Origin of the sequence: Streptomyces bambusae (assembly GCF_019400985.1) — a bacterium.
Classification (GTDB): domain Bacteria; phylum Actinomycetota; class Actinomycetes; order Streptomycetales; family Streptomycetaceae; genus Streptomyces; species Streptomyces bambusae_A.
The window spans coordinates 1-15779 of sequence record NZ_WTFF01000171.1 but is presented as its reverse complement, the minus strand read 5'-3'; the positions used below and the strand labels follow the sequence as shown (position 1 = coordinate 15779).

Genomic DNA, 15779 nt, shown 5'->3' with positions numbered 1-15779 from the left:
GCCCTGCGCCACGCCGGCGCGCTGCCGGCCCCGTGCCGCACCAGCGCGCTGCCGGCCTGGTGCCGCGCCGACCCGCCGTCGGCCCCGTGCCGGGTCGCCGTGCTACCGGCCCTGTGCCGTGTCACCGGCGATCACCTTCCCCACGTCCACCGGCAGCCGCAGGGTGAACAGTGCCCCGCCCTCCGCCGCGTTCTCGGCGGTGATCTCGCCGCCGTGGATGTGCGCGTTCTCCAGGGCGATGGACAGCCCCAGCCCGCTGCCGTCCGACTTCGGGCGCGACGCGCTCGCCTTGTAGAACCGGTCGAAGACGTGCGGCAGCACGTCCGCCGGGATGCCGGGGCCGTTGTCCTTGACCGCGATCACCAGCCAGTCGTCCGCGACCCGCACCGACACCCGTACCGGCGAGCCGCCGTGCTTGAGGGCGTTGCCGATCAGGTTGGCGAGGATCACGTCGAGCCGGCGCGGGTCGAGCCGGGCCATGATGCCCCGCTCCGCGTCCAGTTCGACGGCGTCCAGCCAGGCCCGGGCGTCGATGCAGGCCGTCACCTGGTCGGCGACGTCCACGTCGTCCAGCACCAGCCGGGCCGTCCCCGCGTCGAAGCGGGTGACCTCCATCAGGTTCTCCACCAGGTTGTTCAGCCGCCGGGTCTCGCTGACCACCAGGGCCACCGCGGGCGCGATCATCGGGTCGAGGTCGTCGACCTCCTCCTCCAGCACCTCGGTCACCGCGGTCAGCGCCGTCAGCGGCGTGCGCAGTTCGTGCGACATGTCGGCGACGAACCGCCGGCTCGACTCCTCGCGCGCGCTCATGTCCGCGACCTTCTTCTCCAGCGCCTCCGCCGTCTTGTTGAAGGTGTGGGAGAGGTCGGCGAGTTCGTCCGTGCCGGAGACGTCCAGCCGGGTGTCCAGCTCGCCCTCGCCGAGCCGGCGCGCCGCGTCGCCGAGGCGCTGCACGGGCTTGAGCACGGTGCGCGCCGCCGCCTGCGCGAGCACGGCCGAGCCCAGCAGGGCCAGGGCCGTGGCGATGCACAGCGACCAGGCCAGCGCGTTGAGGTCGGCCCGTTCCGTGGCCAGCGACTTGTACATGTAGCCGGTCGGCCCGCCGCCGACGATCCGGGTGCCGCCGACGAGGTACGGGTTGCCGCGGGGCGTCGTGCGCTGCCAGTACATGTGGTACTCGGAGCTGCTGGCCGCGGTCGCCTTCGGCTTGTCGTCGACCGCGTGCTGGAGCGCCTTCGGTACGTCGTCCAGCGCGAAGGAGTCGGGGCCGGCGACCCCGAACACCTTGCGCCCGTCCTTGCGCTCGTGCACCAGCAGCACGCTGTACCCGGGCGCGCTGGCGACCATCAGCTCGGCGGTGCGCTGGAGTTCCTCGGGCGTGGGGTCGGCGGGCAGGGCGGCGGCCCGGTTCTGCATCTCCTGGCGGAAGTCGCGCAGCGCCGCGTCCTGGGTACGGGTGAGCACCGCCTCGCGGTTGAGCCAGTACGCGATCCCCGACGCCGAGACGGCGGCGGTCAGGGCGACGAGCGCGAACACCACGACGAGCCGCAGCCGCAGGCTCGTCCAGCGCCGGCCCGCGAGCAGCGGGCCGATCACTGCGGGGAGTCCAGGCGGTAGCCGACCCCGCGTACGGTCCGGATCAGCGTGGGCGACGAGGGCACGTCCTCGACCTTGGCGCGCAGCCGCTGGACGCAGGCGTCCACCAGCCGGGAGTCGCCCAGGTAGTCGTGCTCCCAGACCAGCCGCAGCAGCTGCTGGCGCGAGAGCGCCTGGCCGGGCCGCCGGCTGAGCTCCAGCAGCAGCCGCAGCTCGGTCGGGGTGAGCTGGAGGTCCTCGCCGTTCTTGGTGACGGTCATGGCGGCCCGGTCGATCACCAGCGAGCCGAACACCGCCGAGTCGCTGGCCTCGCGCTCGCCGCGGCGCAGCACGGCCCGGATCCGGGCGTCGAGCACCCGGCCCTGGACGGGCTTGACGACGTAGTCGTCGGCCCCGGACTCCAGGCCGACGACCACGTCGATGTCGTCGTTGCGCGCGGTCAGCAGGATGATCGGCAGCTGGTCGGTGCGGCGGATCCGCCGGCACACCTCGAAGCCGTCGATCCCGGGCAGCATCACGTCCAGCACGATCAGATCCGGCCGCTGCTCGCGCAGCATCTTCAGGCCGTCCTCGCCCGTGGCCGCGGTCGCCACACGGTGGCCCTGACGGGACAAGGAGAGTTCGAGGGCCGTACGGATGGCGTCGTCGTCCTCGATCAGCAACAGGAAAGGCACGGGCTCATTCTGTCCCATCGGTGGGAGGAGGACGACCGTCCGAGGGGTCCGTTCTCGGCCACGGGTGGCCGGAGGGCGTCTGTGACAGGCCTGTGACAGTCGACGGACACCCCGGTTATGTCCGGGGGGCAATCTTTTGAGCAACGGACCGAAGCTTGACTCCACGACGGGGGGCGCGAGATGAACACGCTGCACAGCACCACGACCAGCGCGGTTGTCACGCGGCTGCACGATGTGAACCGCCGGGCAGGTGTCCGTAGCACCGCGGTCGCCCGTCCGCGTCCGGCGCACCTCGTAGCCATTGACGCCAAGACGTACGAGACGGTTCCGCAGCAGCGGACCCCGCAGACCTTCGCGGCGGCGCCGACGGCCCCGGCGGCTCCGTCCTCCTCCTCGGAGGCCGAGTTCACCGCGTACGTGCAGGAGCGCCGCGCCGCGCTCTACGCGACCGCCTTCCACCTCACCGGCGACCGGCACGAGGCCGAGGACCTGCTGCAGAGCGCGCTGTTCTCGACGTACCGCGCCTGGGACCGGATCAGCGACAAGGCGGCCGTCGGCGGCTACCTGCGCCGCACGATGACCAACCTGCACATCAGCGCCTGGCGCCGGCGCAAGCTGAGCGAGTACCCGACCGAGGAGCTGCCGGAGACGGTGGGCGAGTCGGACGCGATGCGCGGCACGGAGCTGCGCGCGGTGCTCTGGCAGGCGCTGTCCCGGCTGCCCGAGCCGCAGCGCACGATGCTGGTGCTGCGCTACTACGAGGGCCGCACGGACCCGGAGATCGCCGACATCCTGGGCATCAGCGTCGGCACCGTGAAGTCGAGCATCTGGCGCTCGCTGCGCCGGCTGCGCGACGACGAGGTACTGAGCTTCGGACGCGACGAGGCGGAGTCCTTCGAGGAGCTCGTCGCGTAACGGACCACTGGCCTGGGGGACCGTCCTACGGGGGTGGGGCGGTGGCCATGGGGGGAAAGCGCGGGATCAGTCGGCCGGGGGTCCGACTGATCCCGCGCACCCGTTTGTACGGAAGGGCGCTGCACGGAAGGCCGTCGTACGGGAGCCCGCCGTACGGAAGCCCGCGCGGGGCCCGTACGTACGCAAGGCCCGCGCCGAGCCTGCCCCCGCGGTCGCGCTACGCGGCGGCGGAGGTGGCGGAGGTGGTCGAGGTGGTCGAGGTGGTCGAGCGGTGGCGGCCGGCGGCGGCCGCCGCGAGCCGGCCGAGGGCCTCGTCACGGCCGCAGGCGTGGGCGCCGAGGGCCACGTGGCGGGCCACGATGCCGCGCTCGGCGCGCATCAGCCGCCAGCCGCGGCGCAGCAGGAAGGCAACGGACTTGCGCCCCTCGCGCAGGTCGCGGGCGAGCCGGCGGCGAAAGGTGGTGGCGGGCCGGCCGCGCAGGCAGATGGCGTCGGCGAGCAGCCCCAGCTCCTGGCAGCGGGCCGCAATGTCGGCCGCGAAGATCCCTTCCGCGATGAACAGCGGGGTACGCGCGATGTCCAGGGTCTCGGTGCCGGTACGCGAGCTGGTGGCGATGTCGTAGACCGGCACCTCGGTACGCCCCGTGGCGCACAGTTCGGCGACGGCGGCGACGGCGGTGTCCGCGTCCCACGACAGCGGCGAGTCCCAGTCGATGTCGCAGCTGCCGGCGACGAGCGGGAGGGAGGGGTCGTGGCCCTCCTTGTAGAAGTCGTCGAGCCGTAGCACCGGGAGCCCGGAGCGGGCGGCGAGCGAGGACTTGCCGGAACCCGAAGGACCCGTCAACAGGACGACACGCGTGGGAAGGGGAGATGAACTCACGGGACACCAGTCTGAACCATTCCCCCGGGTAGGGGATCCCCGCAGGCACCCGTTGGTATCGAGCATCACACTTCAACTACGGTGAGTGCATGGGACGTCACGCTGAATCCGCACCTCGTACCACTCTCCGCAACGCCGGCCTCACGGTCTCCATGGCCGGCGCGGCGCTCGCCATGGCCGCCGGCGGGGCCCAGGCGGGCGAGCTCTCCGTACCGCACGCGCTGGCCGGGGTGACCGACCCCGTGGCCGCCCTCAAGGTGAATCCGCTGGCCAACACCGGTGTGGACCCGCTGAACAACGGCGTCGGCACCAAGGTCGCGGACTTCCCCGCCGTCGGCACGACCATGGTCACCGGCATCCTCACCCAGGGGCCGTCCGTCGGCGAGCTCCCCACCGCCGCCGCGTCTTCCCTGCTGGGTCCGCTCACCGGCGGCGGGCAGTAGCCCCCACCTGGGTGTGCGAAGGCCCCGGCAGCACGGGGGATGGCTGCCGGGGCCGGTCTCGCGCGGCCGTCGTACTGGTGAGTGCTAGTACGACGAGCCCGACGCGCCCAGCGAACCCGTGGGGTGCCAGACGGTCTTGGTCTCCAGGAACGCCGTCATGCGGTGCGTGCCCGGGTCCGCCGTCCAGTCGTCCACAGGCTGTGGACGCAGGACGCGCTTGAGGTTGTCCGCCGCCGCGACCTCCAGCTCCTTGGCGAGCGCCGCGTCGGCGCCGGCCAGGTCGATCGCGTTGACGTCCTGGTGCGCGGCCAGGTGCGGGCCCATCTCGGCGGCCTTGCCGGACAGGATGTTGACCACGCCGCCGGGCAGGTCGGAGGTGGCCAGCACCTCGCCCAGGGACAGGGCCGGGAGCGGTGCCTTCTCCGAGGCGATGACAACGGCCGTGTTGCCCGTCGCGATCACCGGGGCGATCACCGAGACCAGGCCCAGGAAGGACGAGTCCTGCGGGGCCACGACCGTGACGACGCCGGTCGGCTCCGGGGTGGAGAGGTTGAAGAACGGGCCCGCGACCGGGTTGGCCCCGCCCACGACCTGGCCGATCTTGTCGGTCCAGCCCGCGTACCAGACCCAGCGGTCGATGGCCGCGTCCACGACCGCACCGGCCTTGGACTTCGACAGGCCCTCGGCCTCGCCGACCTCGCGGACGAACTGCTCGCGGCGGCCCTCCAGCATCTCGGCGATGCGGTAGAGGATCTGGCCGCGGTTGTACGCGGTCGTGCCCGCCCAGCCGCCGAACGCCTTGCGCGCGGCCACGACGGCGTCACGGGCGTCCTTGCGGGAGGAGAGGGGGGCGTTGGCCAGCCACTTGCCCTTGGAGTCGCTCACCTCGTACACCCGGCCGCTCTCGGAGCGGGGGAACTTGCCCCCGACGTACAGCTTGTAGGTCTTGAAGACGTTCAGACGCACAGAGGACTCAGACATCGAGGTAGGCCTCCAGACCGTGGCGGCCGCCCTCGCGACCGAAGCCCGACTCCTTGTAGCCGCCGAACGGCGAGGTCGGGTCGAACTTGTTGAACGTGTTGGCCCAGACGACACCCGCGCGGAGCTTGTTGGCGACCGCGAGGATGCGGGAGCCCTTCTCCGTCCAGATGCCGGCGGACAGGCCGTACTGGCTGTTGTTGGCCTTGGCGACGGCCTCGTCGGGCGTACGGAAGGTCAGCACGGACAGCACCGGGCCGAAGATCTCGTCGCGGGCGACGGTGTGGGCCTGGGTGACGTTCGTGAAGAGCGTCGGGGCGAACCAGTAGCCGGCGGACGGCAGCTCGCACGCCGGGGACCAGCGCTCGGCACCCTCGGCCTCACCGGTCTCGGCGAGCGCGGTGATCCGGGCCAGCTGCTCGGCGGAGTTGATCGCGCCGATGTCGGTGTTCTTGTCCAGCGGGTCGCCCAGGCGGAGGGTCGACAGGCGGCGCTTCAGGCTGTCCAGCAGCTCGTCGTGGATCGACTCCTGGACCAGCAGGCGGGAGCCCGCGCAGCAGACCTGGCCCTGGTTGAAGAAGATGCCGGTGACGATGCCCTCGACGGCCTGGTCGATGGGGGCGTCGTCGAAGACGATGTTGGCGCCCTTGCCGCCCAGTTCGAGGGTGACCTTCTTGTCGGTGCCGGCGACCTGGCGGGCGATGGCCTTGCCGACCGCGGTGGAGCCGGTGAAGGCGACCTTGTTCACGTCCGGGTGCGCGACGAGCTCGGCGCCCGCGTCCCCGTAGCCGGGGATGATGTTGACGACGCCCTTGGGCAGGCCCGCCTGGCGGCAGATGTCCGCGAAGAACAGCGCGGAGAGCGGGGTCGTCTCGGCCGGCTTCAGCACGACCGTGTTGCCCGTGGCCAGCGCCGGGGCGATCTTCCACGCCAGCATCAGCAGCGGGAAGTTCCACGGGATGACCTGCCCGGCCACGCCCAGCGGGCGCGGGTTGGCGCCGTAGCCGGCGTGGTCGAGCTTGTCGGCCCAGCCCGCGTAGTAGAAGAAGTGCGCGGCGACCAGCGGGAGGTCCGCGTCGCGGGTCTCCTTGATCGGCTTGCCGTTGTCCAGGGTCTCCAGGACGGCCAGCTCGCGGCTGCGCTCCTGGATGATCCGGGCGATGCGGAAGAGGTACTTGGCGCGCTCGGAGCCGGGCAGCGCGGACCACTTCTCGAAGGCCTTGCGGGCGGCCTTCACGGCGCGGTCGACGTCGGCGGCGCCGGCCTGGGCGACCTCCGACAGCACTTCCTCGCTGCTCGGGCTGATGGTCTTGAAGACCTTGCCGTCGGCGGCGTCGGTGAACTCACCGTCGATGAAGAGGCCGTAGGACGGCGCAATGTCGACGACGGACCGGGACTCGGGGGCCGGTGCGTACTCGAAGAGGGAAGCCATGATGATCAGTCCACCGTCACGTAGTCGGGACCGGAGTAACGCCCGGTGCTCAGCTTCTGGCGCTGCATGAGCAGGTCGTTCAGCAGGCTGGAGGCGCCGAACCGGAACCACTCGTTGGTCAGCCAGTCCTCGCCCACGGTCTCGTTCACCAGGACCAGGAACTTGATCGCGTCCTTGGTCGTCCGGATGCCGCCGGCCGGCTTCACACCGATCTGGATTCCAGTCTGCGCCTTGAAGTCGCGGACGGCTTCGAGCATCAGCAGGGTGTTGGCGGGGGTCGCGTTGACCCCGACCTTGCCGGTGGAGGTCTTGATGAAGTCGGCCCCGGCCAGCATGCCGATCCAGGAGGCGCGGCGGATGTTGTCGTACGTCGACAGCTCGCCGGTCTCGAAGATGACCTTGAGGCGGGCGGCCGTGCCGTCCTCGCGGACGCAGGCCTCCTTGACCGCCTTGATGAGCTCGTACGTCTCCAGGTAGCGGCCGGCGAGGAAGGCGCCACGGTCGATGACCATGTCGATCTCGTCGGCGCCGGCGGCGACGGCGTCGCGGGTGTCGGCGAGCTTCACGGGGAGCGCCGCGCGGCCGGCCGGGAAGGCGGTCGCGACGGACGCCACCTTGACGTCGGCGCCGTTCAGGGCGGCCTTCGCGGTGGCCACCATGTCCGGGTAGACGCAGACCGCGGCGGTCATCGGCGTCGTACGGTCGGTCGGGTCGGGGTGGACGGCCTTGGCGGCGAGCGCCCGGACCTTGCCCGGGGTGTCCGCGCCTTCCAGCGTCGTCAGGTCGATCATCGAGATGGCGAGGTCGATGGCGTACGCCTTGGCCGTCGTCTTGATCGAACGGGTCCCGAGCGCGGCGGCGCGGGCCTCCAGGCCGACGGCGTCTACGCCGGGCAGCCCGTGCAGGAAGCGGCGCAGCGCGCTGTCGGACGTCGTCACGTCAGCGAATGCGGTGAGGGTGGTGGGCATGGTCACCAGATGAGCATATCTACGCGCGTAGCGGCCTGTCACCCCCACCCGCTCGATCGAGCTCTACGTGACACATCCGTGATGGGGGGGGCGGGGCGGGCAGGTACGAGCGGGTGCGGGCAAGCGCGGGCAGGCGCAGACACAGGCGCAGGCGGGCCGCCACGCGCCTCGCAGGGGTCCCACCGAACCCCTTGATCACCGCAGTTACATGGCTATTACAGGAATCCCACGCTCCGGCCGAACTCGCTGCATAGATTTCTGTTCAGCAGCCCGCCAGACCTCACCCGGATGAAAGCCCGACAGAGAAACCGCGGCATGCGACTCTCCCCTTATCCGCGACCAGCTTCACTGGAGTCGTTATGCGTACCGCCCTCCGTACCTCGATCGTCACCGCCGCCCTCGCCGGGGCGCTGCTGGCCCCCGCGGCCAGTGCGTTCGCCACTCCGGCCGCGCCGAGCGCGACCACGGGCGCGACCACGAGCTCGGCCTCGACGTCCGCGTCGACGTACGGAACCCTGTCGGCCGCCGACCGCTACGCGGGCGAGCCCGTCTACATCGGCGAGGGCCTGGTCGCGGTGCTCCGCAACAAGGAAGAGGGCCCCGAGGCGTGGATCCGCTACGTCGGCCCGCAGTGGAAGCCCGGCGACACCTACATGGTCCGCGTCATGGAGAAGCTGGACCGCATCCACCCCGCCGCCGTCGTGAACGGGCTGGAGCTCCACCTCGACGGTGACCTCGACGGTGAGGGCACCGCCACCCCGAAGCTCACGGTGATCACCAAGGGCAAGACCTCCTCCTACCCGCTGCCGAAGGCCGACTCCGACACCCGCCTTCCGCAGCGGTGCGTCTCGGACGTGTTCAGCGTCGACATCCAGGGTGGGCTCACCGCGGTGCTGTCGATGACCCCCGACGGCCCCCGGGTCCTGCTGACCGACGCCGCGTCGAACGAGCCGTACAAGAAGCTGAACCGGACGAACCCGGCCCTGCCGAAGGGCGACCGGACCGTCGCCTTCATCGACCAGCCGGACACCACCGAGCCGTCCTTCGCCTACCGCACCTCGGGCAACGCCGAGCCCTCCCGCTACATGGGCTTCCCGCAGCTGCCCAAGAGCTGCACGTTCAACTACACCCCGAAGGCCCCCCGGCCGGAGTCGCAGCCGTCGAGCACGCCGTCCGCCACGCCGTCCGCCACCCCGTCCGGCACGCCCACCCCGTCCGCCGGCACCGCCGGCACCGACGTCAAGGCGCAGACCGCCGGCCAGACCGTCGTCGTCCCCCAGGGCGGCGTCGCGGCCGGTGCCGAGCTCGCGGCCGACGAGACCAGCTCCACCAGCGTCTTCGCCGGGCTCGGCCTGGTCGCCGTGGTCGCCGCGCTCGCGGCGGGCTGGGCGCACCGCGCCCGCCGCGGCCACTCCTCCTGACCCTGCACCCCACACCCCACTGACCCGGCACTGACCCGACTCCTCACACCCCGCTCCCGGCGGGCCGCCCTCGAGGTGGCCCGCCGGGCCCGTTTCCCGGAGCAGCACCCCGATGGACCCGAACGCCCGCCGAGACCGCCGAGACCGCCAAGACCACCACGACGTACGACCTGGGCGCCCCGCACGCCGCCCCGTCGCCCGCGCCGCCGCCCGGCTCGGTCCGCTCGCCCTGGCCGTGCTCGTGGCCCTCACCGGCTGCGGCCGCTCCCCGGAGCCGCCCGCCACTCCCCCGCCGTACATCGCCACGGACGCGGCGGCGCCCCCGGCCGGCCCGGCCACCGGGACCGCCGGGACCGCCGGGCCGGCCGCGCCGCTGCCCGCGTCGGAGCCGGTACGGGTGCGGATCCCCTCGGCCGGTGTGGACACCGGGCCGCTGCTCCGGCTGGGCCTGGCCGCCGACGGCACGGTCGAGGTGCCCTCCGTGGCCGAGGCGGACCGGATCGGCTGGTACACCAAGGCCGTCACCCCCGGCCAGACCGGGCCGGCGGTGCTGATCGGGCATTTCGACACCGCCCGCGGCCCCGCCGTCCTGCGCAACGTCTCGAAGATCCGCACCGGTGACGAGATCACCGTCGGCCGGGCGGACGGCAGCACCGCGGTCTTTCGAGTGCGCGAGCTGGAGCAGGTCGACAAGAAGCGCTTCCCCACCGCCAAGGTCTACGGCGACACCCGGGGGCCGGAGCTGCGGCTGATCACCTGCGGCGGGGAGCTCCGGGACGGGCACCGCCCCGACAACATCGTGGTGTACGCCGATCTCGTGCCCGGCGGTCCCGGGGCTCCGGCCTCGTCGGCGGCGACGCCGTGAGGCAGAATCGGCCTCATGAGCAGCCAGCAGCCCCTTGACGAGCCGGTCTACGACGACCGGGTCTACCGCTCCCCCATGGCCGTGGTCACCGGGGTCCTGCTGCTGGCACTGATCGTGTGGCTCTGCGGGGACGCGGTCGTGCGCGGGACCGGCACCGCGCCCTGGTTCGGCGTGGCCTCCGCGCTGCTCGCGGTCCCGCTGGTGGTGGCGTACACGCTGCGCCCGGTGGTACTGGCCAACGACAACCGGCTGCGGGTGCGCAACCCGTTCCGCACCATCGAGCTGCCCTGGGCCGCCGTGGACGCCGTACGCGCCGGCTACTCCGCCGAGGTGCTCGCCGAGGGCCACCGGTACCAGCTCTGGTCCATCCCCGTCAGCCTGCGCGAGCGCAAGCGCGCCAACCGCAAGGGCGGCGAGCCGGCCGGCGCCGACAAGAGCGTGCACGAGCTCCAGGAGCTCGCCGAGCGCTGCGCGACGCGGCAGGGCGCGCAGGGCTGTGTGACGGTGCGCTGGTCGTACGAGATCATCGCGCCGGCCGTCGCGGGGGCGCTCCTGCTCATCGTGCTGCTCGCCACACGCTGACGGCCCGGCCGGGCGGAACCGCCACTGCCGCAACCCGCGTCTGCGCAGGTGTGCAGCGTCATGAGGGCGGCGACCGTGCCGCCATACACCTCCCGCTCCGGCTCCTCGGCGGGGTACTGCTCCTCGCCCATCTCGTCCTCGTCGGCTGGCTGACCCTGCGGCCGCTGGACGTTCCGTGGGCCGCTGCCGCCAATCTGGCCCCGCTGGAGGGGATCAGGACCGACCTCGCCCACGGGCCGCTGGAGGCCGCGCACCGCATCGGCGGGTCGCTGCTGCTCCTGGCCCCGCTGGGGGTGCTGCTGCCGCTGGTCAGCGGGCGGCTGGCGCCCTCACCGCTGGGCGCGTGGGCCTCGCTGGTGCGCACCACCACGGCCGGGGCACTGGTCTCGACGGTCGTGGAGATGCTCCAGACCGCCGTCCCCGGGCAGGTCGTCGACGTCGACCACGTCCTGCTGAACACCGTCGGCGTGATGCTGGCACACCTGGCCGTCGTACCGGCGCTGCGCTCCCGGCTGCGCCGCGCGCGGGCCGTCAGGGACCTCAAGGAGTCCAAGGAGTTCACGGAGACCCATTCGCAGCGGACTGCGCTGCGGGACATCTCGTCGCTGCGGGAACTCGCGCCGCTGGCGCCCCTGGCCCCGCTGGCGCAGCGTTCTCGGGGGGCGTCTCAGAGGGCATCTCAGGGGACGACCCCGAGAATTCCCGGGGTCGGACTCGGTCTGCGGACCGACGTCCTTTCCGCGATTCACCGGGAGTATTGAGTCATCGCGAATCGCGCAGAAGAAGACGCGAAGAGAAGAACGCCACCGCGATCTGACGAAGGAGATCCCATGAGCGCCATTGTTCGCCCCCGTGACGGACGGATGATCGGCGGCGTGTGCGCCGGACTGGCCCGACGCTTCGGAATGTCCGCGCGGACCATGCGCATCATTTTCCTGGTGTCCTGCCTGCTGCCCGGACCGCAGTTCCTGGTCTACCTCGCCCTGTGGGTGCTGCTGCCGAACGAGCGCCCCGGCTACGGCCGCCCGGCCACGGACGCCAAGACCGCCTGGTAGGGCGGGCCGGCGTACCCGGCCGGGAGGGCGGCCGGGTCAGCCCAGGGAGCGGCGGACCTTTTCCAGCTGCTTGTCGGTCACCTCGTGCGGGACCTCGGCCTTCTGCTGTGCCGACGCCACGTTCAGCGCCATCAGCCGGACCACCGTGCTGCCCTGGCGTACGACGACCAGGTGGACGTGGGCCGAGACGCCCTCGGCGGAGGCCGTGGTGGTCCAGCTGACCGACTCGTCGCCGCCGGTCTCGTAGCCGGCGGCCCGTACGTCGCGGTAGCTGCCCACGTGCTTGTCGACGGTGGCCGAGAAGCCCTGGCCGCAGGCGGCGACCGCCTTCTCCAGCCGGGTGATCAGCTGCTTCGCGTCGGCCTCGGCGTACGAGCTGACGGACGCGGAGACGGCGAGGCCGACCTGCTTCTGGGAGCCGATGCCGCGGTTGACGGTCTCGCGCGCGGCCGGGTCGGGCTCGTCGCCCATGATGTCGGCGAGCGGCTGGCACGGCTTCTTGTCGGCCTGCGGCTGCCCGTCGGGGGCGTTGGGGTTCTTGCCCTGCGCGGAGACCTGGTAGCCGGCCAGATCGCCCTGCTCCAGGGCGGCCTTCTCCAGCGCGCTGCCGGTGCGGACGGTACCGGGGGCGCCGGGCGCACCCGGGGCGGCGGAGCCCTTGGGGTCGCCGCTGCTGGCCGCGCCGGGGCCGCTCGGGGCGGCCGTGCCGCCGCTGCAGCCGGTGAGGGCGAGCAGCAGGGCGGGGACCGCCGCGAGTGCGGCCGTACGCGCGGTCGTACGCGACCCGGTCGTACGCGCCGTTGCCCGGGCGCTCGTCCGGCCCTGTGCTGCCCGCATCCGCTTCCGCTTCATCCGCTTCATCCGCGTCATCCGCATGACCCCGAGACCTCTCCTCCAGCACCCGTACGTCGGAGGGCAGTTGGGTGATCGTGGCACACCCTGCAGAGCGGCGCACACCCCTTCGAAGGGGTGTGCGCCCTGCGTGCGCCCGTACGTATTCCGTTCGTCTTCCGTACGGGTTCCGCACGAATCCGGCGGGGATGCCGGCCGGGATCAGCCGCCGACGGGCAGGCCGCCCAGCAGGCCGGTGACGGTGCCGAGCGCCTGGCCCGGGTCGCTCGCCGAGGTGGTCTGGCCCTGCTCGCCGGCGGCCTGCTGCTGACCGGTGAGCGAGTTGGCGGCGTCCTGCAGCGGGAGGCCCTGGGCTGCACCCGTGACCATGCCCAGGGCGTCGGTGGCACCGAGCGCGGGAAGGGCGGTGGCGGAGGCGGTACCCGCGGCGGCCGCGGCGAGGGCGGCACCGACGACGGCGACACCGAGGGACTTGGCAGCTGACTGCTTCATGAAGGTTCAGTCCTTGTGACGGGGAATTGAGCGGCTCCGCAAACTAGCCAGCCCAAACCCCGCCCCGCAAACATCATTTGATAGGAGAAAGCGCCCGGGGGGACGGACTCCCGGGCGCTTTCAGCTTGTCATGTCACGGCTTACGCCGAGACGGAACCGCTGGTCGAAGCGGTCTGCCGGAAAAGCCACTCGGACTTCAGCTCGGCGTAGCCCGGCTTGATCACGTCGTTGATCATCGCCAGTCGTTCATCGAAAGGAATGAACGCGGACTTCATCGCATTGACGGTGAACCACTGCATGTCGTCGAGCGAGTAGCCGAAGGTGTCGACCAGGTGCTCGAACTCGCGCGACATGCTGGTGCCGCTCATCAGCCTGTTGTCCGTGTTGACGGTGAGGCGGAAGTGCAGCTTGCGCAGCAGGCCGATGGGGTGCTCGGCGTACGAGGCGGCCGCACCGGTCTGGAGGTTGGAGGTCGGGCACATCTCCAGGGGGATGCGCTTGTCCCGGACGTACGAGGCGAGCCGGCCCAGCGTCACGCTGCCGTCGGCGGCGACCTCGATGTCGTCGATGATCTTCACGCCGTGGCCGAGCCGGTCGGCGCCGCACCACTGCAGGGCCTGCCAGATCGACGGCAGGCCGAAGGCCTCGCCCGCGTGGATCGTGAAGTGGTTGTTCTCGCGCTTGAGGTACTCGAACGCGTCGAGGTGGCGGGTGGGAGGGAAGCCCGCCTCGGCGCCGGCGATGTCGAAGCCGACCACGCCGTTGTCGCGGTAGCGGTTGGCGAGCTCGGCGATCTCCAGGGCGCGGGCGGCGTGCCGCATGGCGGTCAGCAGGGCGCCGACCCGGATGCGGTGGCCGTTCGCCTTGGCCCGGCGCTCACCCTCGCGGAAGCCCTCGTTGACGGCCTCGACGACCTCTTCGAGGGTGAGACCGGCCTCGAGGTGCTGCTCGGGGGCGTAGCGGATCTCGGCGTAGACGACGCCGTCCTCGGCCAGGTCCTCGGCGCACTCGGCGGCGACCCGGAAGAGGGCGTCCTTGGTCTGCATGACGGCGCAGGTGTGCGCGAACGTCTCCAGGTAGCGCGGCAGGGAACCGGAGTCGGCCGCCTCGCGGAACCAGATGCCGAGCTTGTCGGCGTCGGTCTCGGGGAGGTTGTCGTAACCGGCCTCGGCGGCCAGCTCGATGATGGTCCCGGGACGCAGCCCGCCGTCGAGGTGGTCGTGGAGCAGCACCTTCGGAGAGCGGCGGATCTGGTCCGGGGTGGGCAGGGTGGGGGTCTCGCTCGTCATCCGGGCACTCTACTCCTACGCGCGTAGAGCCACGCGTCGTCGCGGACGGTCGATACGTAACAGTGACCGTGCGGACGGGTGGCGTACACCCGCGCGTCTGAGACTGTTCCGCCATGGCTACGCATGCGCATGCGGAACAGGCGCGCGGGGCCCGCTTGGGGCGGGCGGCCGGCGCGGACGGTTCGGGTTCGGCGGTCAGCGGTGTGGTGCTCCTGCTTCCCGGGGCGTCCAGATGGTCCACCGGCCCGGTGCGGCCCCTGGTCAGGGCCCTGGCGCGGGAGGGCGGGCCAGACGGTCTGGCGACCCACACCGTGCTGCTGCCCAGGGGCGGGGACCGCCCGGCGGCGGCCCGGTGGGCGGCGAACGAGGCGGTACGACGCTACGGGGACGTGCCGCTGTGCCTGGCCGGCTACGGCGCGGGCGGCCGGGCCGCGCTGGCGGCGGCGGGGCACGGGGCGGTCAACTGCGTGGTGTCCTTGGCGCCTTGCCTGCCGGAGGAGGGGGCGGGCTCCTCACCGGAACCGGTGAAACAGCTGTCGGGGCGGCGGGTGTTGATCGTGCACGGCACGGACGATGCACGCAGCGACCCGGAGTTGTCGTTCCGGCTGGCGGTGCGGGCGAAGAAGGCGAATCGTTCCACGTGCCGGTTCGAGGTCCATTCGGACGGGCACGGGATGCGCGAGCACCAGGCGGAGGTGGTGGCGCTGTCGGTGGACTTCGTCCTCGGCTCGCTGTTCTCGGGCCGCTACTCCCGCCCGGTCACGGACGCGCTGGCGGCTCCGCCGCCGCTGGGTCTGCGGATGCCGCTGGCCTCGGGGTTCGGGCGGTCGCTGCGGGGCTGAGCCAAGCCGGCCGGCAGCTGACGCCGCCGACCGGCCGCCGGGGCTCTGCCCCTGCTCCCCCTGGGCTCCGCCCCGGTCCCTGGGCCAGGCCCGTGCGGCCCCGGCTGCGCCGCTCCGGGCGGCACTTGGGGCTGCGCCCCGGGCCCTCACCCGGACTCCGTCGGGGCGTGCCCCCACCCCGGTTCGGGGCCGGGCCCGCCGTGGCGGACCCGCGCGTCCGTCGTGGCTGGTCGCGCAGTTCCCCGCGCCCCTGACGGGGCCGGCCCCGAGCGGGCCTGGCCGACCCCCGCCGACCGGCACCTGGGGCTACGCCCCGGCCCCTCACCCAGCTACCGCTGGGAGGCGCCCCTCCGGGGGTGCACCCACCCCGGTTCGGGGGCCAGGCCCGCCGTGGCGGACCCCCGCGTCCGTCGTGGCCGGTCGCGCAGTTCCCCGCGCCCCTGACGGGGCCCGGTCCCGAGCAGGCCTGGCCGCCCCCGCCGGCCGGCTCTGGGC

Annotated in this window: 17 protein-coding genes; 8 read left to right on the top strand and 9 right to left on the bottom strand. The window is 72.4% G+C overall.

Going from position 1 to position 15779, the window contains the following annotated elements:
• Positions 1-102: 102 nt before the first annotated feature.
• Positions 103-1596 (bottom strand): HAMP domain-containing sensor histidine kinase, encoded by a 1494-nt coding sequence (locus GPJ59_RS22305; protein WP_308120417.1) that lies wholly within the window; start codon positions 1594-1596, stop codon positions 103-105.
• Complete coding sequence (gene afsQ1 / locus GPJ59_RS22300) at positions 1593-2270, bottom strand: two-component system response regulator AfsQ1 (protein WP_219669012.1); 678 nt, start codon at positions 2268-2270, stop codon at positions 1593-1595. The genes GPJ59_RS22305 and afsQ1 overlap by 4 nt, the downstream gene beginning before the upstream one ends.
• Positions 2271-2450: 180 nt before the next feature.
• Here afsQ1 and GPJ59_RS22295 point away from each other — a divergent pair, with 180 nt between their 5' ends.
• Positions 2451-3185: a SigE family RNA polymerase sigma factor gene (locus GPJ59_RS22295; RefSeq protein ID WP_219669008.1), complete on the top strand. Its 735-nt coding sequence runs from the start codon at positions 2451-2453 to the stop codon at positions 3183-3185.
• A 217-nt stretch (positions 3186-3402) separates the two neighbouring features.
• Here the strand turns inward: GPJ59_RS22295 and GPJ59_RS22290 are convergent, their stop codons facing one another.
• The gene (locus GPJ59_RS22290) at positions 3403-4131 is read right to left on the bottom strand and encodes a uridine kinase family protein (RefSeq protein ID WP_219669006.1); all 729 of its coding nucleotides are present in this window, start codon (positions 4129-4131) and stop codon (positions 3403-3405) included.
• Positions 4132-4154: 23 nt separating this feature from the next.
• Between GPJ59_RS22290 and GPJ59_RS22285 the strand changes: the two genes are divergently transcribed.
• The gene (locus GPJ59_RS22285; RefSeq protein WP_219669005.1) at positions 4155-4508 is read left to right on the top strand and encodes a hypothetical protein; all 354 of its coding nucleotides are present in this window, start codon (positions 4155-4157) and stop codon (positions 4506-4508) included.
• An 84-nt stretch (positions 4509-4592) separates the two neighbouring features.
• Here GPJ59_RS22285 and GPJ59_RS22280 read toward each other — a convergent pair whose 3' ends face one another.
• The 3 genes from GPJ59_RS22280 to deoC are packed head-to-tail and all read right to left on the bottom strand — an operon-like array spanning position 4593 to position 7886.
• Positions 4593-5489, bottom strand: a complete 897-nt coding sequence (locus GPJ59_RS22280) for an aldehyde dehydrogenase family protein (RefSeq protein WP_219669004.1) — start codon at positions 5487-5489, stop codon at positions 4593-4595.
• Positions 5482-6918: an aldehyde dehydrogenase family protein gene (locus tag GPJ59_RS22275; RefSeq protein WP_219669003.1), complete on the bottom strand. Its 1437-nt coding sequence runs from the start codon at positions 6916-6918 to the stop codon at positions 5482-5484. Before GPJ59_RS22275 ends, GPJ59_RS22280 begins: the two co-directional genes overlap by 8 nt.
• Before the next feature lie 5 nt (positions 6919-6923).
• Positions 6924-7886: a deoxyribose-phosphate aldolase gene (gene deoC / locus GPJ59_RS22270; RefSeq protein WP_219669019.1), complete on the bottom strand. Its 963-nt coding sequence runs from the start codon at positions 7884-7886 to the stop codon at positions 6924-6926.
• Between the two features lie 359 nt (positions 7887-8245).
• Between deoC and GPJ59_RS22265 the strand changes: the two genes are divergently transcribed.
• From GPJ59_RS22265 to GPJ59_RS22245, 5 genes are all read left to right on the top strand, one after another.
• Entirely contained in the window at positions 8246-9307 is a 1062-nt protein-coding gene (locus GPJ59_RS22265; protein ID WP_219669002.1) for a hypothetical protein, read from the top strand.
• Between the two features lie 112 nt (positions 9308-9419).
• Complete coding sequence (locus tag GPJ59_RS22260) at positions 9420-10172, top strand: class F sortase (protein ID WP_258024748.1); 753 nt, start codon at positions 9420-9422, stop codon at positions 10170-10172.
• Positions 10173-10187: 15 nt separating this feature from the next.
• Complete coding sequence (locus GPJ59_RS22255) at positions 10188-10754, top strand: PH domain-containing protein (RefSeq protein ID WP_219669001.1); 567 nt, start codon at positions 10188-10190, stop codon at positions 10752-10754.
• 50 nt (positions 10755-10804) lie between these two features.
• On the top strand, positions 10805-11515 hold the full coding sequence (locus GPJ59_RS38915) for a VanZ family protein (RefSeq protein WP_374200881.1): 711 nt from the start codon (positions 10805-10807) through the stop codon (positions 11513-11515).
• Positions 11516-11584: 69 nt separating this feature from the next.
• Positions 11585-11809, top strand: a complete 225-nt coding sequence (locus GPJ59_RS22245; RefSeq protein WP_219669000.1) for a PspC domain-containing protein — start codon at positions 11585-11587, stop codon at positions 11807-11809.
• A 36-nt stretch (positions 11810-11845) separates the two neighbouring features.
• Here the strand turns inward: GPJ59_RS22245 and GPJ59_RS22240 are convergent, their stop codons facing one another.
• From GPJ59_RS22240 to GPJ59_RS22230, 3 genes are all read right to left on the bottom strand, one after another.
• On the bottom strand, positions 11846-12685 hold the full coding sequence (locus GPJ59_RS22240) for a hypothetical protein (protein ID WP_258024747.1): 840 nt from the start codon (positions 12683-12685) through the stop codon (positions 11846-11848).
• 177 nt (positions 12686-12862) lie between these two features.
• Positions 12863-13153 (bottom strand): hypothetical protein, encoded by a 291-nt coding sequence (locus GPJ59_RS22235; protein ID WP_219668999.1) that lies wholly within the window; start codon positions 13151-13153, stop codon positions 12863-12865.
• 140 nt (positions 13154-13293) lie between these two features.
• On the bottom strand, positions 13294-14442 hold the full coding sequence (locus tag GPJ59_RS22230) for an adenosine deaminase (RefSeq protein ID WP_219668998.1): 1149 nt from the start codon (positions 14440-14442) through the stop codon (positions 13294-13296).
• A gap of 113 nt (positions 14443-14555) precedes the next feature.
• Here GPJ59_RS22230 and GPJ59_RS22225 point away from each other — a divergent pair, with 113 nt between their 5' ends.
• A complete protein-coding gene (locus tag GPJ59_RS22225; RefSeq protein ID WP_219668997.1) occupies positions 14556-15284 on the top strand; it encodes an alpha/beta hydrolase in 729 nt (242 codons plus the stop codon).
• The last annotated feature ends 495 nt before the right edge of the window (positions 15285-15779 follow it).